Source organism: Microbacterium sp. SORGH_AS_1204, from assembly GCF_030818935.1.
Lineage (GTDB): Bacteria > Actinomycetota > Actinomycetes > Actinomycetales > Microbacteriaceae > Microbacterium.
In genome coordinates this window covers 2,290,491-2,311,794 of sequence record NZ_JAUTBD010000001.1, presented here as the reverse complement: position 1 = coordinate 2,311,794, position 21,304 = coordinate 2,290,491, and the positions used below count along the sequence as shown (strand labels likewise).

General features: G+C 70.5%; 22 protein-coding genes, 1 tRNA gene and 1 pseudogene. 16 read left to right on the top strand and 8 right to left on the bottom strand.

Annotation, left to right across the window (positions count from 1 at the left end):
* Positions 1–10: 10 nt before the first annotated feature.
* The 11 genes from tyrS (at position 11) to QE410_RS10605 (ending at position 11,098) form a co-directional block, all read left to right on the top strand.
* On the top strand, positions 11–1,324 hold the full coding sequence (tyrS, locus tag QE410_RS10655) for a tyrosine--tRNA ligase (protein WP_307331541.1): 1,314 nt from the start codon (positions 11–13) through the stop codon (positions 1,322–1,324).
* A gap of 1 nt (position 1,325) precedes the next feature.
* Entirely contained in the window at positions 1,326–2,120 is a 795-nt protein-coding gene (locus tag QE410_RS10650) for a DUF4184 family protein (protein WP_307331539.1), read from the top strand.
* 234 nt (positions 2,121–2,354) lie between these two features.
* Positions 2,355–3,257 carry a ParA family protein gene (locus tag QE410_RS10645; RefSeq protein WP_307331537.1) on the top strand — a complete coding sequence of 301 codons (903 nt, stop codon included), beginning with the start codon at positions 2,355–2,357 and terminating at the stop codon, positions 3,255–3,257.
* Between the two features lie 226 nt (positions 3,258–3,483).
* On the top strand, positions 3,484–4,218 hold the full coding sequence (locus QE410_RS10640) for a ScpA family protein (protein ID WP_373459371.1): 735 nt from the start codon (positions 3,484–3,486) through the stop codon (positions 4,216–4,218).
* A gap of 176 nt (positions 4,219–4,394) precedes the next feature.
* The gene (gene scpB, locus QE410_RS10635; RefSeq protein WP_307334471.1) at positions 4,395–4,922 is read left to right on the top strand and encodes an SMC-Scp complex subunit ScpB; all 528 of its coding nucleotides are present in this window, start codon (positions 4,395–4,397) and stop codon (positions 4,920–4,922) included.
* On the top strand, positions 4,919–5,740 hold the full coding sequence (locus QE410_RS10630) for a pseudouridine synthase (RefSeq protein WP_373459338.1): 822 nt from the start codon (positions 4,919–4,921) through the stop codon (positions 5,738–5,740). The genes scpB and QE410_RS10630 overlap by 4 nt, the downstream gene beginning before the upstream one ends.
* A 55-nt stretch (positions 5,741–5,795) precedes the next feature.
* Positions 5,796–6,929 carry a prephenate dehydrogenase gene (locus QE410_RS10625; protein WP_307331532.1) on the top strand — a complete coding sequence of 378 codons (1,134 nt, stop codon included), beginning with the start codon at positions 5,796–5,798 and terminating at the stop codon, positions 6,927–6,929.
* On the top strand, positions 6,922–7,689 hold the full coding sequence (gene cmk / locus QE410_RS10620) for a (d)CMP kinase (protein WP_307331529.1): 768 nt from the start codon (positions 6,922–6,924) through the stop codon (positions 7,687–7,689). The genes QE410_RS10625 and cmk overlap by 8 nt, the downstream gene beginning before the upstream one ends.
* Positions 7,679–9,202, top strand: a complete 1,524-nt coding sequence (gene der / locus QE410_RS10615; protein ID WP_307331526.1) for a ribosome biogenesis GTPase Der — start codon at positions 7,679–7,681, stop codon at positions 9,200–9,202. The genes cmk and der overlap by 11 nt, the downstream gene beginning before the upstream one ends.
* Positions 9,203–9,628: 426 nt before the next feature.
* Positions 9,629–10,063, top strand: coding sequence for a DUF805 domain-containing protein (locus QE410_RS10610; protein ID WP_307331522.1), 435 nt, complete (start codon positions 9,629–9,631; stop codon positions 10,061–10,063).
* Between the two features lie 132 nt (positions 10,064–10,195).
* On the top strand, positions 10,196–11,098 hold the full coding sequence (locus QE410_RS10605) for an NUDIX domain-containing protein (RefSeq protein WP_307331519.1): 903 nt from the start codon (positions 10,196–10,198) through the stop codon (positions 11,096–11,098).
* Positions 11,099–11,354: 256 nt separating this feature from the next.
* On the opposite strand, the gene QE410_RS10600 is transcribed toward QE410_RS10605, so the two are convergent.
* Both QE410_RS10600 and QE410_RS10595 read right to left on the bottom strand, forming a co-directional pair.
* Positions 11,355–11,738: an RNA-binding S4 domain-containing protein gene (locus QE410_RS10600; protein ID WP_058232338.1), complete on the bottom strand. Its 384-nt coding sequence runs from the start codon at positions 11,736–11,738 to the stop codon at positions 11,355–11,357.
* 101 nt (positions 11,739–11,839) lie between these two features.
* A complete protein-coding gene (locus QE410_RS10595; protein ID WP_307331516.1) occupies positions 11,840–12,418 on the bottom strand; it encodes a GNAT family N-acetyltransferase in 579 nt (192 codons plus the stop codon).
* Positions 12,419–12,718: 300 nt separating this feature from the next.
* Between QE410_RS10595 and QE410_RS10590 the strand changes: the two genes are divergently transcribed.
* Positions 12,719–12,792 (top strand) — tRNA-Pro (locus tag QE410_RS10590).
* Positions 12,793–12,947: 155 nt separating this feature from the next.
* On the opposite strand, the gene QE410_RS10585 is transcribed toward QE410_RS10590, so the two are convergent.
* Together QE410_RS10585 and QE410_RS10580 are read right to left on the bottom strand one after the other, a co-directional pair.
* Complete coding sequence (locus QE410_RS10585; RefSeq protein ID WP_307331513.1) at positions 12,948–13,433, bottom strand: hypothetical protein; 486 nt, start codon at positions 13,431–13,433, stop codon at positions 12,948–12,950.
* A gap of 135 nt (positions 13,434–13,568) precedes the next feature.
* Positions 13,569–13,859, bottom strand: coding sequence for a SelT/SelW/SelH family protein (locus QE410_RS10580; protein WP_307331511.1), 291 nt, complete (start codon positions 13,857–13,859; stop codon positions 13,569–13,571).
* Positions 13,860–14,116: 257 nt separating this feature from the next.
* Between QE410_RS10580 and QE410_RS10575 the strand changes: the two genes are divergently transcribed.
* Entirely contained in the window at positions 14,117–14,776 is a 660-nt protein-coding gene (locus QE410_RS10575) for a hypothetical protein (RefSeq protein ID WP_307331507.1), read from the top strand.
* A gap of 94 nt (positions 14,777–14,870) precedes the next feature.
* On the opposite strand, the gene QE410_RS10570 is transcribed toward QE410_RS10575, so the two are convergent.
* The 3 genes from QE410_RS10570 to QE410_RS10560 all read right to left on the bottom strand — a co-directional run bounded on the left by QE410_RS10570 (position 14,871) and on the right by QE410_RS10560 (position 17,161).
* On the bottom strand, positions 14,871–15,245 hold the full coding sequence (locus QE410_RS10570; protein ID WP_307331505.1) for a DUF732 domain-containing protein: 375 nt from the start codon (positions 15,243–15,245) through the stop codon (positions 14,871–14,873).
* A gap of 64 nt (positions 15,246–15,309) precedes the next feature.
* The gene (locus QE410_RS10565; protein WP_307331503.1) at positions 15,310–16,299 is read right to left on the bottom strand and encodes a putative zinc-binding metallopeptidase; all 990 of its coding nucleotides are present in this window, start codon (positions 16,297–16,299) and stop codon (positions 15,310–15,312) included.
* Positions 16,300–16,462: 163 nt separating this feature from the next.
* Positions 16,463–17,161, bottom strand: a complete 699-nt coding sequence (locus QE410_RS10560; RefSeq protein WP_307331499.1) for a DUF998 domain-containing protein — start codon at positions 17,159–17,161, stop codon at positions 16,463–16,465.
* 203 nt (positions 17,162–17,364) lie between these two features.
* On the opposite strand from QE410_RS10560, the gene QE410_RS10555 reads away from it, so the two are divergent.
* The 3 genes and pseudogenes from QE410_RS10555 (at position 17,365) to QE410_RS10545 (ending at position 19,260) form a co-directional block, all read left to right on the top strand.
* Positions 17,365–17,709, top strand: coding sequence for a YnfA family protein (locus tag QE410_RS10555; protein WP_307331496.1), 345 nt, complete (start codon positions 17,365–17,367; stop codon positions 17,707–17,709).
* Positions 17,710–17,732: 23 nt separating this feature from the next.
* Positions 17,733–17,942 carry a hypothetical protein gene (locus tag QE410_RS10550; protein WP_307331493.1) on the top strand — a complete coding sequence of 70 codons (210 nt, stop codon included), beginning with the start codon at positions 17,733–17,735 and terminating at the stop codon, positions 17,940–17,942.
* A gap of 504 nt (positions 17,943–18,446) precedes the next feature.
* Positions 18,447–19,260: pseudogene (locus QE410_RS10545) on the top strand (shikimate 5-dehydrogenase).
* 226 nt (positions 19,261–19,486) lie between these two features.
* Here QE410_RS10545 and QE410_RS10540 read toward each other — a convergent pair.
* Positions 19,487–21,286 (bottom strand): Na+/H+ antiporter, encoded by a 1,800-nt coding sequence (locus tag QE410_RS10540; protein ID WP_307331490.1) that lies wholly within the window; start codon positions 21,284–21,286, stop codon positions 19,487–19,489.
* Positions 21,287–21,304 lie beyond the last annotated feature (18 nt).

The window sequence follows — 21,304 nt, the reverse complement described above, 5'->3', positions numbered from 1 at the left end:
CCCTCGTCTCGTGTCTGCACCGATCGACGCGGCGCCCGTGAGCGCCCTGCATCCCGCCAACGACCCGACCTTCGACAACGTCTGGGACGAGCTGGTGTATCGCGGACTCATCCACGTCTCGACCGACGAGAACGAGCTGCGGGAGCTCCTCGGCGGCGACCCGATCGTGTTCTACTGCGGCTTCGACCCGACCGCGCCGAGCCTGCACCTGGGAAACCTCGTGCAGCTGCTCACCATGCGCCGCCTGCAGCTCGCCGGACACCGTCCCCTCGGCCTCGTCGGCGGCTCGACGGGTCTGGTGGGCGACCCGCGGCCCACCGCCGAGCGCACGCTGAACACGCGTGAGACGGTCGCCGAGTGGGTGGCGCGCCTGCGCGCGCAGGTCGAACGTTTCCTGAGCTTCGAGGGCGACAACGCCGCCCGTATGGTCAACAACCTCGACTGGACGGCGCCGCTCAGCGCCATCGACTTCTTGCGCGAGATCGGCAAGCACTTCCGCGTCGGCACGATGCTGAAGAAGGATGCCGTCAGCGCGCGCCTGAACTCCGAGGCGGGTATCAGCTACACCGAGTTCAGCTACCAAATCCTGCAGGGCATGGACTACCTGGAGCTGTACCGGCAGTACGGCTGCGTGCTGCAGACCGGCGGCAGCGACCAGTGGGGCAACCTCACCAGTGGCACCGACCTCGTGCGCAAGGTCGAGGGGGCCTCGGTCCACGCCATCGGCACGCCGCTCATCACGAACAGCGACGGCACGAAGTTCGGCAAGAGCGAGGGCAACGCCATCTGGCTGGATGCCGAGATGTGCAGCCCGTGGGTGATGTACCAGTTCTGGCTGAACACCGACGACCGCGACGTGGTCGAGCGCCTGAAGGTGTTCACCTTCCTCACGCGCGCCGAGATCGAGGAGTACGCGGGACTCGTCGAGACCGAGCCCTTCCGCCGCGCGGCGCAGAAGCGCCTGGCCCGCGAGGTCGTCACGACCGTGCACGGGGTCGAGGCGACGGAGGCCGTGATCGCGGCGACCGAGGCGCTCTTCGGTCAGGGCGATGTGACGGCTCTGGATGCCACGGTGCTGCGCACGGCGCTCGAGGAGCTGCCGCACGCGACGGTCGACGCGGGCAGTACGGTGCTCGAGGCGCTCACCGCGACGGGTCTGTCGTCGAGCCTCAGCGACGCCCGCCGCGCGATCGCCCAGGGCGGCGTCACGCTCGACGGCGCGAAGGTCACGAGCGACGATCAGGTCGTCGAGGGGACGCTCCCCGGCGGGGTCTCGGTGCTGCGGCGCGGCAAGAAGACGCTCGCGGGGCTGTTCCTCAGCTGACATGCCGTTCACCGTCAGCCACGCGGTCGTCGCGCTGCCCTTCCTGCGCACGCCGCTCGTGCCGGCGGCGATCGCGATCGGGGCGATGACCCCCGACCTGCCGCTGTTCCTGCGCGGCATCGTGCCCGGCTATGCCGTGACGCACGATCTCGCGTGGCTGCCCGTGACGGTGATCATGGCGTTCGTGCTGCTGCTCGTGTGGCGGTGCGTCCTGCGCCCCGCGACGCGCGAGCTGGTACCGCGGCGCATCGCCGAACGACTGCCCGACGAGTGGGATGCCGGAGCCCTCGCGGCCGCACGCGAGACGCTGAGCGGGGGAGTGGTCGGCATCCTGTGGCTCGTGCTCTCGCTCGCCCTCGGCGTGGTCACGCACGTCGCCTGGGACTTCTTCACCCACGAGGGCCGGGCGGGCGATGCGCTGTTCCCCGCTCTCGAGCAGCAATGGGGTCCGCTGCTGGGCGTGAAGTGGCTGCAGTACGGTTCGGGAGTGTTCGGGCTCGTGGGGCTCGGGATCTTCGGTCTGTGGTGGCTCTCGCGGCGGCGGGCGCAGTCGGTCGGCCGGGTGCTTCCGGATGCCGTGCGAGTGACGTGGTGGCTGTCGTTGCCGCTCGCGCTGGTCGTGGCTTCCGTCGTCGCGCTCGCCGTCGAGGGCGGCTTCGGCGCCGAGTACACGCCCACGCACCTCGTCTACGGCGTGCTGGTGAAGGTCGCGGCCGCCTGGGGCGTGGCAACCGTGCTGCTGGCCGTGCTGGTGCAGATGCGGCGGCGCGCGGCGGCCGGGCACGAGGTCGCGTAACGCAGCGGTGGCCGAGCCTGTCGAAGCCTCCGCGGTCGGGGGGTTCGGTCCCTTCGACGGGCTCAGGGACCTGGGGCGGCTGCGCCGAGAACGTACGCGATTGTCGAGGATGTACGCGATTGTGACCCAACGAGTGCGTCGTCGACGAACGCGTGCGGTCTCGGCGGGGAAGCGCGCCCGCCCGCGGGTCACGCCGGGCGGCGGGACGGGCGACGGGTAGACTCGGGTCTCGTTATGACGAAGGCGGGAGACTCGGTGTCGGCGAGCACGAAGGGCACGAAGAAGGGCGCAGACGAGGTCATCCTCGGCCCCACCGGACGCCCCTACCAGGGGTTCCCCACCCCGAAACCGCTCGATGGACACGGCCCCGCCCGCATCATCGCTCTGTGCAACCAGAAGGGCGGCGTCGGCAAGACGACGACCACCATCAACCTCGCGGCCTCCCTGGCCGGCTACGGCCGACGGGTGCTGGCGATCGACTTCGACCCGCAGGGTGCGCTGTCGGCGGGTCTCGGCATCCAGACGCACGACGCCGCGACCATCTACGACCTGCTGCTCGACACCAAGCGCGACCCGCACGAGGTGATCGTGCGCACGCGCGTCGAGGGTCTCGACGTCATCCCGGCCAACATCGACCTCTCGGCCGCCGAGGTGCACCTGGTCAACGAGGTCGCCCGCGAGACGATCCTCGCCCGGGTGCTGCGCAAGGTCGCGGCCGATTACGACGTCATCCTCATCGACTGCCAGCCCTCGCTCGGCCTGCTCACCGTGAACGCGCTGACCGCGGCGCACGGCGTGCTGATCCCTCTCGAGTGCGAGTTCTTCGCCCTGCGCGGTGTCGCTCTGCTGGTGGAGACCATCGACAAGGTGCGCGACCGCCTGAACCCGGCGATCGAGCTCGACGGCGTTCTCGCCACGATGTACGACCCCCGCACGCTGCACTCGCGCGAGGTGCTCGAGCGCGTGGTCGAGGCGTTCGGCGACGACGTGCTCGAGACCGTCATCGGCCGCACGGTGAAGTTCCCGGATGCCTCGGTCTCGGGCATGCCCATCACGGAGTTCGCGCCCGAGCACGCCGCCGCCCAGGCCTACCTGCGGTTGGCGCGGGAGCTGGTCGCGCGTGGCGCCGTCGCCTGACGACACCCTCTCACCGGTGCCTGTCGGCGCGCCCGTGGCCGCGGCGGGTTCCGGGGGCTTCGACGGGCTCAGCCCCCTCGCGTCCGAGGCCTTCGAGCCGCAGTCGGTCCCTGAGCCGCAGTCGGTCCCCGAGCCGCAGTCGGTCCCTGAGCCTGTCGAAGGGTCCGACGCTCCGGCGCCCGACGGCTTCCGCGTCAGCCTTCCCGTCTTCGACGGGCCGTTCGACCTGCTGCTCACGCTCATCTCGCGCGCCGAGCTCGACATCACCGAGGTCGCGCTCAGCCGCGTCACCGACGAGTTCATCGCCTACCTGCGCGCGATGGGTCCCGAGGGCGACCTCGACGAGGCGAGCGAGTTCCTCGTCGTCGCCGCGACCCTTCTCGACATGAAGATCGCGGGGCTCCTCCCGCAGGGTGAACTCGTGGATGCCGAGTCCGTGGCGCTTCTGGAAGCGCGCGACCTGCTGTTCGCCCGTCTGCTGCAGTACCGCGCGTTCAAAGAGGTGTCGGCGTGGTTCGCCCGCTGCCTGCAGCGGGAAGATAGGCGGCACACCCGCACCGTGCGGCTCGACGAGAAGTACCGCAGCGCCGTGCCGGAGCTGAAGTGGACGCTCAGCGCCGACGACTTCGCGGCCCTCGCCGTGGTCGCGATGGCCCCGAAGCAGGTGCCCACCGTCGGCCTCGACCACCTGCACGCCCCGCTCGTCAGCATCCGCGAGCAGGCCGCGATCGTCGTGACGCTGCTGCGCTCGGCCGGAACGCTGAACTTCCGCGACCTCGTCGCCGGCGTCACCGAGACCGGTGTCGTCGTCGCCCGCTTCCTCTCGATCCTCGAGCTGTACCGCCACGCCGCCCTGTCGTTCGAGCAACTCGAACCGCTGGGTGAACTGACCCTGCGCTGGACCGCCGAGCGGTGGTCGGAAGAGAACCTCGCCGCCCTGGGAGCCGACTATGACCGCTGAATCCGTGACCCCGCTCGACCGCGTGCCCGACGCCGCGCCCGCCGGCTCGGCTTCCGCCGACGCCGCGATGGCCGACGCCCTCCCGCTCCGCCGCAGATGCCCCCGGCCGCGCGCCGGCCCCGAACTCTGCGCCTCGCCCGAGCGATGCGGCATCCGTCGCCCGTCGTCTCGAGGCGATCCTGCTCGTCGTCGATGAACCGCAGAGCCTCGTGAGCCTCGCCGCGGCCGTCGGCGCGCCGGTTGCGGCCGTCCGCCAGGCTGTCGAGGGTCTCGTCGCCGACTACGACGGCGAGACCGGGGGACCGGTCCGCGGCTTCGAGCTCCGCGAGGTCGGCGGGGGCTGGCGGCTGTACGTGCGCGAGGAGCACGACGATGTCGTGTCGGAGTTCGTCAACACCCAGGCGCCCTCACGCCTGTCGCAGGCGGCGCTGGAGACCCTGGCGGTCATCGCGTACAAACAGCCCGTCACGCGCGGGCAGGTGGCATCCATCCGCGCCGTGAACGTCGACTCGGTCGTGCGGACGCTGCTGGCCCGCGGTCTCATCACCGAGGTGTTCACCGACCCCGACACGGGCGCCATCCACTACGGCACCACCGACCAGCTGCTGGTGCACCTCGGCATCAACTCGCTCGACGAGCTGCCCCACATCTCGCCGTTGCTCGACGACGGCGCCGACGGATTCGACGGAGAGGTCCTGAAATGAACGATGACGCTTCGACAGGCTCAGCGACCGGGGGCTCCGGCTCAGCGACCGGGGGCACCGGCTCGGCGAGCGACGACGGCATCCGCCTGCAGAAGGTCTTGGCCAACGCCGGGGTCGCGTCGCGCCGCGTCGCCGAGCAGATGATCGTCGAGGGGCGGGTGCGCGTCAACGGCGAGACGGTGACCGAGCTCGGCCGCCGCATCCACCCCGAGACCGACCTCGTCGACGTCGACGGCACCGCGATCCAGCTCGACGAGTCGAAGCGCTACGTCATCCTCAACAAGCCCACCGGTGTGGTCAGTTCGATGAACGACGACCGCGGGCGCCGCGACCTGCGCGAGTGGGCCGACCAGTGGGACGAGCGGCTCTACAACGTCGGACGCCTGGATGCCGACACCTCGGGCCTGCTCGTGCTCACCAACGACGGCGCCCTGGCGCACGTTCTGGCCCACCCGTCGTTCGGGGTGACGAAGGTGTACATCGCCAAGGTCGACGGGCAGGTGCTGCCGCAAACGATCCAGCGCCTGATCAAGGGCGTGGAGCTCGAAGACGGGCGGATCGCGGCCGACAAGGCGCGGCTGCTCGACTCCTCCCGCGGGGAGAGCCTGGTGGAGCTGACCCTGCACTCGGGCAAGAACCGCATCGTGCGTCGCATGATGGCCGAGGTGGGCCACCCGGTGATCGAACTGGTGCGACGGCAGTTCGGGCCCCTTCACCTGGGAACTCTCCCGGTGGGTAAGGCACGCGAGTTGACTAAAGTGGAACGCGGTGCCCTGCTCACACTGTCCCGTCGGGACGGTGACGCTCCCTCGGAGTGAGCCCGGTGGGCGTCTCGCGGTGCGTCCGACACCGCCCAGGGCAGCAGGAGACCCGATGACCGAACCGAACGGAACGTCCGCGCGCGCGGCCGCGCCTTTGGCGACCCGCACGAGCGGTACGGTGCGCGTGGTCGGTTCGGGACTGCTGGGCGCGAGCATCGGCCACGCCCTGAGTGCCCGCGGCGTCGACGTCGTGCTCGTCGACGCGTCGCCCGCGCAGTTGCGCCTGGCGATCGACTACGGGGCCGGCCGCGCCGAGCGCCCCGACGACCAGCCGTCGCTCATCGTGGTCGCCACGCCTCCCGACGTGATCGCCGACGTGGTGCAGCGCGAGCTGGAGGCGTTTCCGGATGCCGTCGTGACCGATGTGGCGAGTGTGAAGCTCGAGCCGCTGCGCACGCTGCGCGAGCGCGGCGTCGACCTGACGCACTACATCGGCTCGCACCCGATGGCCGGGCGCGAGCGCGGGGGAGCGATCTCCGCACGCGCCGACATCTTCATCGGTCGCCCGTGGGTGGTCTGCCGGGATGCCGAGACCTCCGCGCACGACCTCTCGCTCGTCGAGGGGCTCGCTCTCGACCTCGGCGCGACCCTGATCGAGATGACCCCCGAAGAGCACGACGAGTCGGTCGCGCTCATGTCGCACGTGCCGCAGCTGGTGGCGAGCCTGCTCGCCGGTCGGTTCGTCGAGGCGCCCGACGGGTCGCTCCGGCTCGCGGGCCAGGGTGTGCGCGACACGACGCGCATCGCGGCATCCGCCCCGGAGCTCTGGGTGCAGATCCTCGGCGCGAACGCTTCTCCCGTCGTCGCCGTGCTCGATGAGCTCGCCGCGGATCTCCGCGAGGTCGCCGACGCCCTGCGCGATCCCGACGTGCCGGGCGCGCGCCGCGCGGTCGCCGACACCATACGCCGCGGCAACGAGGGCGTGGAGCGCCTGCCCGGCAAGCACGGCCAGAACCGCCGTTTCGATACCTTCGTCGTCATGGTCGACGACACCTCCGGCCAGCTGGGCCGCCTCTTCGGCGAACTCGGCGACCTCGACGTCAACGTCGAAGACCTGCGCCTCGAGCACTCGCCCGGAGCACCGTTCGGCCTCGCCGAGATCAGCGTCGTGCCGGGCGCCGTCCGGCGCGCCGTCGACGGACTCCAGCAGCGCGGATGGCGGATTGCGAGCACCACCCATGACTGAACGCCTCTCGACCCCCGCACCCACCGGGCCGGCTTCCGCGGCGCCCGCGGAGGGCTCCGCGCCCGGCGGCTCGGCATCCGATGCCCCCGTCGTCGTCGCGATCGACGGTCCCGCCGGCAGCGGCAAGTCGAGCGTGTCGAAGGCCGCGGCCGTGCGACTCGGCTACGGCTTCCTCGACACCGGTGCCGCTTACCGCGCACTGGCCTGGCACGCGCTCGAGCACGGGGTCGACACCTCGGACTCCACCGCTGTGCTCGAGGTCTTCGGCGACTTCGACTACGCCATCTCGCTCGACACCGACCACCGGTGGGTGCGCGTCGGCACGACGGACGTGACCGCCGCGATCCGCGAGCCCCGCGTGACCGACGCGGTGAGCGGCGTGGCCCGCGTCGCGCCCGTGCGCAAGGCCGTGAACGAGCTGTTCCGCCGGCTCGTGGCCTCCTCGGGTCTTTCCGGCGTGGTGGTCGAAGGACGCGACATCACCACGGTGGTGTACCCCGATGCGCCCGTGCGCATCCTGCTGACCGCGGCTCCCGAGGTGCGGGCCGCGCGCCGCAGCAAAGAACTCACGAATCAGGATGCCGCCGCGGTCGCGGCTGCCCTGCATCGGCGCGACGCCGCCGATTCCACGGTCGTCGACTTCCTCACCGCCGCCCCCGGCGTCGAGGTCGTCGACTCGACCCACCTCGATTTCGCACAGACCGTCGACGCCGTGCTGAGCGTCGTCGAGACCACGATGGGAGCCCGCGATGGGCGTTGAAGACGAGTACGAAGGCGGGCCCGACCAGCTCGCCGAGAAGATGGAGAACCTCGACGAGGTGCTCGCCGAGCAGCGGGCCGAGGCGCTTCGCGCGGGCCTCGAGGACTTCGACCTCGACGAGGACGACGCGGCTCTCCTGGCGGGGCTGGCCTCGGGCGAGGGCGCGATCGAGTTCCTGCCGGCGCTGCCGGTGGTCGCGATCGTCGGGCGCCCGAACGTCGGCAAGTCGGCGCTGGTGAACCGCATCCTCGGCCGCCGCGAGGCCGTCGTCGAAGACACCCCCGGCGTCACGCGCGACCGCGTGACCTACAAGGCCGAGTGGCTCGACCGCCGCTTCTCGCTGGTCGACACCGGCGGCTGGGAGCCCGACGCGAAGGGCATCGACCGCTCGGTCGCAGCCCAAGCCGAGGTCGCGATCGACCTCGCCGACGTCGTGCTGTTCGTGGTGGATGCCACGGTGGGCGCGACCTCGACCGACGAGCACGTCGTGAAGCTGCTGCGCAAGAGCAAGAAGCCCGTCTTCCTGATCGCGAACAAGGTCGACGACGCCCGCCAGGAGCCCGAGGCCACGGCCCTGTGGAACCTGGGCCTCGGAGAGCCGCATCCGGTGTCGGCCATTCACGGCCGCGGCGTCGCCGACCTGCTCGACGAGCTGATGAAGGTGCTGCCCGAGGTCTCGGCGGTGGCGAAGTACGAGATCGGCGGACCGCGTCGCGTCGCGATCCTCGGCCGGCCGAACGTCGGCAAGTCGTCGCTGCTGAACAAGGCCGCCGGCGAAGAGCGCGTCGTCGTCAACGAGCTCGCGGGCACCACCCGTGACCCCGTCGACGAGGTCGTCGAGCTCGGCGGCAAGCTCTGGACGCTCGTCGACACCGCCGGCATCCGTCGTCGCGTGCACCTGTCGCAGGGCGCCGACTTCTACGCGTCGCTGCGCACCTCGACCGCGCTGGAGAAGAGCGAGGTCGCGGTCGTCGTGCTCGACGTCTCGCAGCCGATCAGCGTGCAGGACCTGAACATCATCGACCTCGTGCTCGAGTCGGGTCGCGCGCTCGTGCTGGCGTTCAACAAGTGGGATCGCCTGAACGACGACGACATGGAGAACCAGGACCGTCGCCGCTACCTCGAGCGCGAGATCGAGCAAGACCTGGCGCACGTCGCGTGGGCGCCGCGCGTGAACATCTCGGCGCGCACCGGCCGTCACCTCGACAAGCTCGTGCCGGCGCTCGAGACGGCGCTGGAGTCGTGGGACACCCGCATCCCCACGGGCAAGTTCAACGCCTTCCTGTCGGAGCTCGTCGCCGAGCACCCGCACCCGCTGCGCGGCGGCAAGCAGCCCCGCATCCTGTTCGGCACGCAGGCGGCGACGCGTCCGCCCACATTCGTGCTGTTCACGACCGGGTTCCTCGACCCGGGCTACCGCCGGTTCATCCAGCGACGCCTGCGCGAGATCTACGGCTTCGAGGGCTCGCCGATCGTGCTGAACATGCGCATCCGCGAGAAGCGCCAGCGCTGACGTCGGCCGCGACCAACGCCCCGGTCCCCGTGCGGGGGCCGGGGCGTTCGCGCGTCGGGGCCCGTCGCCCGCGCTTCACCGGCCGTCGAAGGGACCGGCGCCGGCGCTTCACCGACGGTCGGTTTGCGCTGAGGTCTTTGAGCGTGTCGAAGGCACCGGTACCTGCGCTTCATCCACCGTTGGCCGGCGCGGAGGTCCCTGAGCTCGTCGAAAGGACCGGTGTCGTCCGTCCCGGTGGCTTCGACGGGTTCACTCACCTGTGCGGTGGTGTCGTGGACGGCGCCGCCTCCCTCGTCGAAGCGAGATACCGTCTCGCGCGTGGGGGCGCCCCGCGGGCGTCCGCAAGCGCGGGCGTTTTGCCGCGCAGCCCCGATACTGTTCCCCGACGGTGCCGTCGTGGCATCCGGAATCGCACGGGAGACACGCATGACCCACGTCGCACCGCCCCTCGATCAGCCGCATCACGGCGCTCCGATCGGCGCAGCGGTGCGTCGAGGATTCGCGAAGTACGCCACGTTCCGCGGACGGGCGAGCCGAAGCGAGTACTGGTGGTGGGTGCTGTTCGCCGCCGTCGTCGGCAGCGTGCTGAACGCGCTGCCGACCCTGACCGACGGGGTGCGTCTCGAGGCCGACGGATCGCTGACGGTCACGGGTCCGCTCGGGATCATCCTCACGTTCGTCTGGGCGATCTGGGCGGTGGCGACGGTCATCCCGACGCTGGCGGTGCTCGTGCGGCGGCTGCACGACACCGGCCGGAGCGGGCTCTGGGTACTCATCGGGGTCGTGCCGCTCGTCGGCATCCTGGTGCTCGTGGTGTTCACGGTGCGGGGGCCGCGATCGGAGGGCGCGCGGTTCGACTGACGGGGCGGCGGTGTCGCCCGGCGTTGCGTCGCGCAGGTCCGCGGGGTGTCACGACCGCAGCCGCGCGCAACGCGCGGCGCCATGTGACGTTCGGCCGGTCCCGTGCGGCTGGGGTGTGGGAGGCTGAGAGGGATGATGATCGAGCCTCCCGCCCCGGGTGAACCGCGGCGTCCGCACGGGCCCCGCGACCCCGGCGACGCGTGGGTCGTCGCGCCCACCGGTGAGAAGTACTGGGGTCGCTTCGGTGCTGCCGGCCTCCTGGCCGTGGATGCCGAGCGGGGGGTGCTGCTGCAGCACCGCGTGGCCTGGAGTCATTTCGGCAACACGTGGGCTCTTCCCGGCGGGGCGCGACACGAGGGCGAGTCGGCCCGAGACGGCGCGTTGCGCGAATCGGGCGAAGAGGCGGGTGTGCCGGCGGATGCCGTGCAGGCGCGCTTCGAGAGCGTGCTGGATCTCGGTATCTGGTCGTACTCGACACTCGTCGCCGACGTGACGGTGCCGTTCGAACCCGTGATCAGCGATCCCGAGAGCGTCGCACTGGAATGGGTGCCCGTCGACGAGGTCGAGACGCTGCCGCTGCATCCGGGTTTCGCGTCGGCGTGGCCCGCGCTGCGCGCGGCGCTGGCGGTGCGGCCGGCCATCCTCGTCGACGTCGCCAATGTCGTGGGTTCGATGCCCGACGGGTGGTGGAAAGACCGCGCCGGCGCCGCCGGTCGACTGTTGACGCGCCTCTCGGGCCTCGCTCACGAGGGAGTGGATGCCGCCGAGCTCGGGCTGACGGCGACGCGGTGGTTCCCCTTCGTCGGGGCGGTGCTCGAGGGCGAGGCCCGCGCGGCGGACGTCTTCCACGACCAGGTCGCGGTGTGGCGGGCGTCGGGTTCGGGGGATGACGAGATCGTGCGGGTGGCGCAGAAGCTCGTCGGCTCGTGGAACCCGGTGATCGTCGTCACGAGCGACCGCGAGCTCGCCGCGCGTGTCGAGGCGCTCGGCGCGTCCGTGCGCGGGGCTCGGTGGCTGCGGGAACAGCTGGACTGACGCGAATCCGCGCACTTCGGCGGCTTCGGGAGTCGCGGGTTCCGGTCCCTTCGACGGGCTCAGGGACCTGATGGGGGACGAGGCTGAGTTGGCCGGCGGCTTTGTCAGTCGCGGGTTCCGGTCCCTTCGACGGGCTCAGGGACCTGGTGGGGCGGCGACGTCTCCCCGTGCTGTGGCTTCGGTCCCTTCGACGGGCTCAGGGAGCTGTGCACCGAGGAGGCTGAGCGTGTCGAAGTCTCCGCAAGCCGCGTCCCCGCTACTCGAGCTCGCGCCCGCGGAGCTTCTCGATCTCGCGCCGATCGCGCTTGGTGGGCCGTCCCGCGCCGCGGTCACGCACGGGCACGAACGGCATGCTCTCTTTCGAGGGCGGCGGGGGAGTGCGGTCGTCGACGGATTCGGCGACGAGCGCGGCGCCGACGCGCTTGGCGATGGTCTTCTTCACGACGAGGATGCGGTCGAACCCCTGGATGCGCACACGCAGCTCATCGCCGGGTCGCACGGGTTGCGCGGCTTTCGCTCGTTCGCCGTTGACACGCACGTGCCCCGCACGGCACGCGGTCGTCGCCGCCGAGCGGGTCTTGTACACGCGCACCGCCCACAGCCACGCGTCGACGCGCGCGGTGGTCGTGGCATCCGTCATCTCAGGTCCTTCGAGGGCGAACCTCCATCGTAGGGCGGGGCGCTGCGTGGGAGCCGGAGCGCGCGGGTCGCCGCGTCGGCTGCGGCCAATCGGCCGGACAGTCAGCCCCGCAGCGTGAGGGCGACGAGCGCGCGGTCGGGTTTCGGGCGGGCGACGATGTCGAACCCGGCGTCTTCGAACACCGACACGGTGCCGCGGAAGAGCTGATTCGCCGAGCGTCTCGAGACGGTGGGGTCGAGGGGGTAGGCCTCGACCACGCGCGCGCCGCCGTCACGGGCCGCAGAGACAGCGGCATCCAGGAGCTTTTTCATCAGGCCCTGACCGCGATGCTGCGTGCGGACGACGAAGCACGACACGGCCCAGACGTCGTCGGCGTCGAGCGGTTCGGCGGTCGCGGTGGTGACGTCGCGCGTGCGGCCGAGGCGGGGTTGCGCGGTGCGCGGGCCCACGCGCACCCACCCGGCGGGTTGTCCGTCGACGTACGCGATCAGCCCCGGGGGACGGATGCCATCGAACTCGGCGCGAAAGCGTTCCTCGAGCTCGTCGCGGGCGTTCTTCTGGAACTCGGCGTTGGTCAGCAGCCACCACTGGCACTGGCACGCAGGGCCGTCGCCGCTGTCGAGTGCCGTCTCGGCGTCGTCGAACCGGTCACCGGTCGCGGGCAGGATCTCGATCGTCATGCCGTGACCGTAGCGAGGGGGTCCGACATCGATCAACGCGTTGCGCGCAAGCGGCCGGACGCGGCACCGGTCGGTCGGGACCACCGGAGCATGCCGGCATACGCCTGGCGATGTCGGTGTCGCCCCCAGTTCGGAGACCGCAGCACACGCCCGGGGTGCCGCCGGTTCGCGAGACGCCCGCGGAGCGGCTAAGATAGACGAGTTGCCCGCTCGCGGGTAACGGGATGTGGCGCAGCTTGGTAGCGCACTTGACCGGGGGTCAAGTGCGGTAGCGGCTGGTTCAGCCTGAAAAGTGAACAACGGGATGTGGCGCAGCTTGGTAGCGCACCTGACTGGGGGTCAGGGGGTCGCAGGTTCAAATCCTGTCATCCCGACAGAAGACAGCCCCGGAATCACGCAGAAATGTGAAATTCCGGGGCTTCTGTCATGTGTCGCGCACGACGCCGCATAGTTCGTCTGACCGCAGGCCGGACGAGATCGCTGACTTTCGATGCCCTGACGACTGGCCGCGCCGATGGGCGGGGTGGTGTCACGAGACCGGCTGCGCCGACTGCAGCCCGAAGTGCGCGCGGACCGCTTCTGCGAGCCGATCCCTCTGCATCTCCAGCGTGGAGACCTTGTCCATCATGTCGCCTTCGTCGCTGGCAGTGAGTACGGCACGCATGACCGGCGCCATGGCAGACGCCACCGTGCGCACATCAGGGGGTGCGATCAGCTGAAGAGCGAAGAGCTCTCTCGCGAGGGCCTGATGAGCATCGAACAGTGTGTGATCGTCGTGTCGGGTTGGTCCTGTCACGGCGGCCGTCTGGGCGTAATCCTCGACCGTGTTCATCACGCGCGACATGACCTCGAGAATCCTCTCGTCCCAGCGGATCTGAGTCTCTCGCACGGTCCGCTGACGATCCTGCAGGTGGTTGAGAGCGAAGGTCAACACAGCGCCGGCGATGACGCCGAAGAGGGCGAGTAACGCTCCGAACAGCGGTGAGTCCCAGAATGTGCTGTCGCTGCCGACCATCTCGATGAGAAGCGGCGTCGGGCTCGGAGTGGGTGGCATGCGGTCAATCTATCGGCCCGGATGTCGACACCTCAGCGTCAGCGGCACCTCGGAGTCAAGACGCCGAGGCGGTGCGGAATGCGTGGACGTACGCCGTCAGGTCCGGGCCGCGCGGTCGGCGTGACCGAGCACGCGGTCCGGTGCGATGCGGTCGCGCACGCGGCGTTTGAGCTCGACGATGTCGGGGAAACCGCCGTCCGTCTTCCTCGACCACACGCGCTCGTCGTCGGCGTAGACCTCGAAGATGCCGCCGGTGCCGGGCACGAGGGTGGCGCCACCGCCCATGAGCTCGTCCTGGAAGGTCGTGAGCAGCTCCTGCGCGATCCAGGCGGCGCGCAGCATCCACGCGCACTGCGTGCAATAGACGACTCGAATGGTGTGCGGCATCCGGAAGCTCCCCTCGCGGCACGCGCGGACACGCGTGAAGCGATTGTAGGAGCCGATCGCGCGGCGTTGCGGACGCGTGTGATCTACGGAGGCGTGGTGGGGCGCAGCGCTGCGGGGTCGGTGCGTCCTGCCGGCTGACACCACTCGCCCGATGCGCGCCAGGTCGGGCCTGCGCTGGCCGACTGCGCGGATGCACCCCGACGATGCCGTACCGTCGGGGCGAGACGGCACCTTCAGCGCCGGCGGAGGGACGGGCGATGCGAACACCGGCAGGCAAGACGTGGGTGGCCGCGGGGGTAGTGATTCTCGTCGGGACGCTCATCCGCATGGCGCAGCTGGAGGCGGCGTTCCGTGCCCCCTCTGAGGTGGTGCAGATCCTGACCGTGACGGCCGATCTGCTCACGGCCATCGGGCTCCTGCTGCTCGCAGTGGGGTTGCGGCGATCCGAGAGCGTGGTCGACCGTCGTCCGGGCGGGCTGATCGCGATGCTCGTCCTCGCGGCGTGGCCGCTCGCCGCCGCGCTGATCGCCCCAACTCTTCCCGCGATGAACCAGGCGACCTACGACGAGGGCCTGGAGGCTTACCGTGCGGCCGAGTCCGCCCTCACGGCGTTCTGGGTGGCGAACATCCTCGTGCCCCTGTTCTCTTCGCTCGCCGCCTCGCTGAGCATTCTGCGATCGCCAACGGTACCGCGGCGCTGGCGGTGGGCCCCGCTGGCGATCTGGACCTTGTCGCTCCTGCTCGGAGCCTTCACGTACGTGCTCTTCGCCGCCGCCCTTTACTGGCTCGTCAGCGTCGCCCCGACGGCACTCGTCGGGCTGATGAGCATCGTCGCGGGTTTCCGTTTCGGCGGAGGGCCCGATTCTGCTCGACGCGCTGAGACGGGCCCTCCCCGCCGCGCGACGGGCGGCGCTTGACGTCCACCCGCCCGGTCGACGCGCACCGCGCCCCGATCGAGCAGCACCCTCGCTTCGAGCCCGGTCCCCGTCGTCCCACCCGCGACCCACAGCCTTACGGTGCGGGCGCGTACTCCGGACACAGGTGGATGCCGGAGATCACGACCACCGCGCTCGCCTCCGGTTCCGACAGTCCGGCGTCTTTCAGCGAGTCGAACATCTCTTTCGGGGTCATCGCTTCGTCGAACCCTTTGCACACCGCGCGGCCGAGATCGATCCACAGCTGGGGCGCGGAGAAGTCGGTCGTCCGCAGCTGCTGGCGGAGGGCGCTCAGATAGGCCGATTCTTGGGCGAAGGCCTCCGCAGCCTGGGACTCGGCGACGGCCGTCGGCGTCGGGGACGCGGCGGAGCGGCCGACGGGGAGGGCCCCGCAGCCGGTGAGACTCGCGGTCAGCAGGAATGTCGCGGCGACGGCGCCGATCTTCCTCATGGGGCGAGCGTAGGCCTGCGCGCGCCGCGAAGCGAGGGGGTCGGCCGAGCGGCGTGGCGCACCATCAGCTCCGCGGCCCGAGCGACGCGATGAAGTCGAGTTTGTCGAGCACCGGGTCGGGGAGCACGAAGGGGTACAGGTCGGCCTTGCCCATCGACCGGTTGACCATGTTGAGCGCGGTCGACAGGGGCATCCAGGTGTCCGTCACGAATTCGCGGAACGTGGGCGAGTCCTCGGGGCCGGCAATGCGAGCCAGGCCGTAGATGTGGGCGGTCTCGACCGTGTCGGTCATGTGCAGGAAGTGTGCCCAGGTCTCGGCGAAGTCCTCGTAGGGGTGCATGGTGGCGTAGGTCGAGATGTAGCGCTCCGGCCAGTCCGCCGGCGGTCCCTCGGAGTAGTGGCGGTCGATCTCGGCCTGGTAGTCGGCGGTCTCGTCGCCGAAGAGCCGACGCGCCTCGTCGATGCGATCGGTGCCCTCGACGAGACGCCACTCCATGTAGTGCCCCACCTCGTGGCGGAAGTGTCCGAGCATCGTGCGGTACGGCTCGCCGAGCTGCTCCTGCACGCGCACGCGGTACGCGTCGTCGCTCTCGGCGAGGTCGATGGTGATGACCCCGTCGTCGTGACCGATCGTGACGTTTTCGGCGACGCTCGACAGCAGGTCGAAGCAGAGGCCGCGCTCGGGATCTTGGGCCTTGCCCACGACGTCGAACCCCAGCCGATCGAGCTCGACCAGCAGCCATCGTTTCGCGCGCTCGGCGACCGGGAACTGCGACAGCCCCTTGGCATCCGCATCGTTGGGCCGCACGCGGGTGAGATCGCACGCCGAGCACTGCCCGCCCTCGAAGCGTGAGAGCCACGTGCACCCCGACAGGTTGAGGTTACGGCACACATGCCAGATGAGGCCCGTGGCATCCGTGTACCGTCCGCTGCCATCCACCGGCACGATCTCGCGCTCCGCGCGCGAGTATCCGAGACCGGTGCCGCACGACAGGCAGACGGAGTTCTCGAAGTACAGGGCATTGCCGCACACGCGGCACCGGAACGATTTCACCCCGCGAGCATTCCAGAACACCGACGTTCTTCCCGTCGGGGTTGCGGGACGGCGACCCACCTGCCAGGCGGCGCTGTCTCGCGACGGCTGTCGGCGCGCGCGGCGACCCGCCGTCAGGCCCCGTTGTTTCGGGCCGGTTGTCGGCGCGCGCGGCAGCCCGCTGTCAGGCCGCGCTGTCTCGCGCCGGTTGTCGGCCCGCGCGGCCGCGGGTGATCAGCACCACCCCGGCCGCGAGCTCCCACGCGGTGATGGCGTAGACGCTGCCCCGCTCCCAGACCCCGTCGGGCACATCGGCACCGGCGAGCGACGGCTGCAGCTGCAGTCCCACGAGGCAGAGGAGGCCGACCGCGGCGATCCCCACGCTGAACGCGCGGAACCGTCGTGCGCCCAGAGCCACCCCGCCGGCGATCGAGGCAAGATTGCCGCAGACGATCGCGAGCCCCGCACCGATGACGTGGAAGACGATGAACCCGGATGCCGCGGACTGCGGGCCGCCGTGGACGAATGCCACGAGAGTGATCCCGACGGCGTGCAGCGCGGCGAGGCCCACCCACGGAGCGGCCGGTCGGGCGGGGAGTCCTCGGGCCGCGACGACCGTAGCGAGGAGGAAGAGCACGCCCTGCGCGAGGAAGCCGGCGTTCATCACCGCGTGCAGCGGCGAGTCGAGGAACCGGCCGTCGTACGGGCCGACCTCGGGGACTCCGAGGTCGCTGATGTAATTCTGCGCGTAGCTGTAGCCGGGGAAGGCTGCGCCGGCGATCGCCTCGGTGCCCACGTACACCACAGCCGCCGCGATGAAGAGGACGCCCGCCGTCCGGAGCGCGATGCGATGGCTGCTCGCCCGATCGTGGGTGTTCGACATGGCACCGGTCCTTTCGCGTGCCATCCGCGCGACGTCACGGCATCCAGGGTAGGCACGTGGTCGGACCCCGGCGTCACGCGTGAGAGGGGGAGCCCGTCGCGGTTCGCATCGACGATCGGTCATCCGTCCTGCGTGCGCCCGCGTCTGACCACTCCGCGTCGGGGGACACCTATCGTTCGAACCGACCGCCGGATAATGGCGTCATGACCACGGCTCGCATCGTCGTCCTGTTCGCGCTCGCCGCCGTCGCCGAGATCGGCGGTGCATGGCTCATCTGGCAGGCGGTGCGCGAGAACCGCGGATGGTGGCTCGCGCTGCTCGGCATCCTGGCCCTCGGGGCGTACGGTTTCGTCGCCGCGTTGCAGCCCGATGCCCACTTCGGGCGCGTACTCGCCGCGTACGGGGGTGTCTTCGTCGCCGGGTCGCTGGCGTGGGGGATCGTGGTCGACGGCTTCCGACCCACGATGTGGGATTACATCGGATCGGCCGTCGCGCTCGTGGGGGCGGGGATCATCGTGCTCGCCCCGTCAACGCCTGTGTCGGAGTGAACGCCCCGCGTACGCTGACGACCATGACGAACGTTCCGGGAGATGCGAACCGGTTGCGCGCGGTGATCGCCAAGATCGACACCGACAATCCGCTCAAGGTGCCCTTCAGCTTCAACCAGGGGCACATCAGCCCGCGCCTGGACCGCCTCGAGGCGAAGCTGGCGTACATGGCGGAGTACATCGCGTACCTCGAGCAACGGATCGAAAGCCTAGAAGAGCAAGTAGTCAACTAGGTGAGATATCTCCGTGTGTCAAGCGGCGTGCCCGTCGTCGCGCGCTCCGCGACACTCGGGACATGAAGAACGACAACGCGCCTCACGAGGGCCTCGCCGACGACTTCGCCGCCACCGAGACCGAACGGCCCTTCGGGTCGTACCTGTCGGTCATCAACGGCGGGTTGTAGCCGTCCGAACCTCTTCGTGAGGTTCATCACGACAGGGTCGGATGCCGCCAGGCTCCGGCCCTTCGTCGTGCGTGGGCCGCGACGCGGCACGGCGGGGTCGGATGCCGTGAGGCTTCGGCGCTTCGTCATGGGTGGGCCGCGATGCATCACGGCGGGGTCGGATGCCGTGAGGCTCCGGCGCTTCGTCGTGGGTGGGCCGCGACACAGCACGGCGGGTTCGGATGCCGCGGGGCGTCGGCCCTTCGTCGCGCGTGGGCCGCGACGGTCACGGGTCGTCATCCCGCCCGGCCGTAGCATGGGGAATCCACCCGCGAACCGAGACGAGACGACACCCGTGCCCGAGCTGAGCAAAGACACCACCCTGTGCATCTCGTTGTCGGGACGCCCGTCGAACATCGGCACCCGCTTCCACAACTTCCTGTACGCCGAGCTCGGTCTCGACTACGTCTACAAGGCCTTCACCACCACCGACATCGCTGCGGCGATCGGGGGAGTGCGAGCGCTCGGTATCCGGGGCTGCTCGGTGTCGATGCCGTTCAAAGAGGCGGTGATCCCGCTCGTCGACCGCATCGAGGCGTCGGCCGAGGCGATCGGTTCCATCAACACGATCGTGAACGACGACGGGGTGCTCACCGCGTCGAACACCGATTACGAAGCCATCGCGAGCTTGATCGAAAGCAACCGCGCTCGACCCTGCGGCATCCGTGCTCGTTCGCGGGTCGGGCGGCATGGCCAAGGCCGTCGTCGCCGCCTTCCACGGAGCGGGCTTCACCGACATCACCGTCGTTGCCCGCAATGCCGAGGCGGGCCCCGCGCTCGCCGCGATGTACGACGCGCGGTGGGTGGCCGACGATCCGGAGCCCGGCGCGCGCATCATCGTCAACGTCACGCCGTTGGGCATGCACGGCGCGGATGCCGAGACTCTGGCGTTCTCGCCCGCGCACATCGCCGCGGCCGGCACCGTTTTCGACGTCGTGGCATTCCCCGCCGAGACGCCGCTGATTCGTGCCGCGCGCGCCGCGGGGAGGCCTGTGATCAGCGGTGCGGAGGTGATCGCCCTGCAGGCCGCGGGCCAGTTCGCGAGGTACACGGGAGTCACTCCCACCGCGGAGCAGGTGCAGCGCGCGTCCGCGCACTCCCGGGTCTGACGCCAGAACCCTCGCCCGTCGGGCGTGAGTCGCTCGAGCCGTTCGCCGCGAGTCGGCGGCGCCGCATCAGCACCCGGGACGATGACACACGCAGGTGCCCCACCGCACAGACCGGGGCCGCCCGCCGGTCACCGACCGATCGAGCCGGTGGCTCTGCCGGTCACTCCACCGCTCGAGACGACGGCACTGCTGGTCCCTCCGCCGCTCGAGACGGTGGCCCTGCCGGTCACTCGACCGCTTTGTCGGCCCCGCGGGCGCGGATCTCTTCCAGGTCGAGGCCGGCCAGGATCTTGCGCGCCACGAGATCGTCGATGGTGCCGTCGCGTCGCAGACGCAGCAGCACTTCGCGTTTGCGGTCGAGGACGGCCAGGCGCAATCGCTGCGCCTCCTTGTGGCGCAGCAGGGGCGAGCGCTGAGTGAGGTCGATGTCGTCGCTGACGGCGATCATCTCGAGCGGGCCCGACGCGAAAGGCCCGTCGCCCGTGCCGGACGGCACTCTCGTCGGTGGCCCGGACGCCGGCTTCGCACGGGAGCGACCATCGTCGTCGGCAGCCCCGGGCGGCACGGGGCCCATCGTCGAGGGCGCGTCATCGTCGAGCGATGCGTCGAGTTCGGCCAGGTCGCGTTCTTCCGCGGCGCGCTGACGAGCGACGGCCCGGGCGTTGGCCAGTTCGAGCCGTTCGTATCCCTCGCGTCGCGCGCGGTCGCGGACGCGGTCGCTCACCCCGTGCTCGGCGGCGAGGTCGTCGAGCGAGGCCAGCGCCGCCCCCGAGATCGCCCGCTCGGCGAGCTCGTATTCCTCGATCGCAGCGTCGTCGCTCGGCAGCTTCGCCCACCGGATGACCGCGGGCAGCAGCGGGCCCTGCACCAGCAGGGTCAGCACGATGACGCCCGCGGTGACGAAGACCACGGCATCCCTGCCAGGGACGGGTTCGCCGGCGGCGGTCACCGTCGGCACCGACAGGGCGATCGCCAGCGATACGGCCCCACGGAAACCGGCCACCGTACTCACCACGCGCGACCGGTGCCGGAGGGACCTCGACGAGCCGGCGGGGGGCCGGGAGAACGGCGAGAACAGCCACTGGAAGAGGTAGCGCACCACTCCGAGCACGAGCCAGGCCGCCACGGTGACGAGCAGCAGGATGCCGATCTCGGAGGGCGAGATCTCGTGCAGCACGAGCTGCACCTCGAGGCCGATGAGCACGAAGAGGGCCCCGTTGAGCAGATAGACGCCGAAGGGCCACGTGGCATCCGCCGCCCGCCGGGAGATGGCGGTCGTGATGCGCGGCGACACCCAGGCCACGATGAGACCGGCGAACACGACGGCCAGGACGCCGGATGCCTCGATCAGCTCGGCGATGAGGAACGCGACGAACGGCACGAGCACCAGGGTCAGGTTGATGGTGAGCGTTGACTGCATGCGACGCAGCGCGAAGAAGGCCAGCACGGCGACGGCGATGCCCGCTGCGGCGCCGCCGAGGTACGACAGCAGCACCATGCCGGTGATCTGCAGCGGCGTGATCTGGTCGCCGAGCAGGAGCGCCACGGCGATGGCGTAGAGCACCAGCGCCGTGCCGTCGTTGGTGAGGCTCTCGGCCTTCAGCTTCATGAACGTCTTGGCGGGGAGCAGGCGGCCGAGGGCGGCGACGGCGGTCGCGTCGGGTGGGGCGACGGCGGCGCCCAGCACGAGCGCGGCCTCCCATGGGACGCCCATCCACGTCGCGACGCCCGCGACGGCGAAGGCGGATGCCACGACCAGCAGCGTGCTCATCGGGATGATGTAGCGCAGCGACCGGCGTACCGAACGCAGAGACGTCGTCCACGCCTCGCGGAAGAGCATGACGGGCAGGAACAGCAGCAGCACCGTCTCGGGCGGCAGTTCAATGGCGCGCAGTTCCGGGATGAAGCCGAGTGCGAGGCCGATGACGAGGAGAACGAGCGGCGTTGCCACGCGTAGACGTGGTGCGAGCACCGTGCCCACGAGCATGGACAGGCCCAACAGGACCGTGATCTCGAGTCCTTGCATGCGTCCCGCCTTTCGCCG

Bases quoted from the DNA above. Each gene is read 5' to 3' on its own strand.
- QE410_RS10650 (WP_307331539.1), top strand. From the start codon at position 1,326: ATGCCGTTCACCGTCAGCCACGCGGTCGTCGCGCTGCCCTTCCTGCGC.
- QE410_RS10625 (WP_307331532.1), top strand. From the start codon at position 5,796: ATGACCGAACCGAACGGAACGTCCGCGCGCGCGGCCGCGCCTTTGGCG.
- QE410_RS10595 (WP_307331516.1), bottom strand. From the start codon at position 12,418: ATGACGATCGAGATCCTGCCCGCGACCGGTGACCGGTTCGACGACGCC.
- cmk (WP_307331529.1), top strand. From the start codon at position 6,922: ATGACTGAACGCCTCTCGACCCCCGCACCCACCGGGCCGGCTTCCGCG.
- QE410_RS10585 (WP_307331513.1), bottom strand. From the start codon at position 13,433: ATGGTCGGCAGCGACAGCACATTCTGGGACTCACCGCTGTTCGGAGCG.
- der (WP_307331526.1), top strand. From the start codon at position 7,679: ATGGGCGTTGAAGACGAGTACGAAGGCGGGCCCGACCAGCTCGCCGAG.
- QE410_RS10645 (WP_307331537.1), top strand. From the start codon at position 2,355: ATGACGAAGGCGGGAGACTCGGTGTCGGCGAGCACGAAGGGCACGAAG.
- QE410_RS10630 (WP_373459338.1), top strand. From the start codon at position 4,919: ATGAACGATGACGCTTCGACAGGCTCAGCGACCGGGGGCTCCGGCTCA.
- QE410_RS10580 (WP_307331511.1), bottom strand. From the start codon at position 13,859: ATGCCGCACACCATTCGAGTCGTCTATTGCACGCAGTGCGCGTGGATG.
- QE410_RS10610 (WP_307331522.1), top strand. From the start codon at position 9,629: ATGACCCACGTCGCACCGCCCCTCGATCAGCCGCATCACGGCGCTCCG.
- QE410_RS10575 (WP_307331507.1), top strand. From the start codon at position 14,117: ATGCGAACACCGGCAGGCAAGACGTGGGTGGCCGCGGGGGTAGTGATT.
- QE410_RS10560 (WP_307331499.1), bottom strand. From the start codon at position 17,161: ATGTCGAACACCCACGATCGGGCGAGCAGCCATCGCATCGCGCTCCGG.
- QE410_RS10555 (WP_307331496.1), top strand. From the start codon at position 17,365: ATGACCACGGCTCGCATCGTCGTCCTGTTCGCGCTCGCCGCCGTCGCC.
- QE410_RS10605 (WP_307331519.1), top strand. From the start codon at position 10,196: ATGATGATCGAGCCTCCCGCCCCGGGTGAACCGCGGCGTCCGCACGGG.
- QE410_RS10550 (WP_307331493.1), top strand. From the start codon at position 17,733: ATGACGAACGTTCCGGGAGATGCGAACCGGTTGCGCGCGGTGATCGCC.
- QE410_RS10600 (WP_058232338.1), bottom strand. From the start codon at position 11,738: ATGACGGATGCCACGACCACCGCGCGCGTCGACGCGTGGCTGTGGGCG.
- QE410_RS10540 (WP_307331490.1), bottom strand. From the start codon at position 21,286: ATGCAAGGACTCGAGATCACGGTCCTGTTGGGCCTGTCCATGCTCGTG.
- QE410_RS10570 (WP_307331505.1), bottom strand. From the start codon at position 15,245: ATGAGGAAGATCGGCGCCGTCGCCGCGACATTCCTGCTGACCGCGAGT.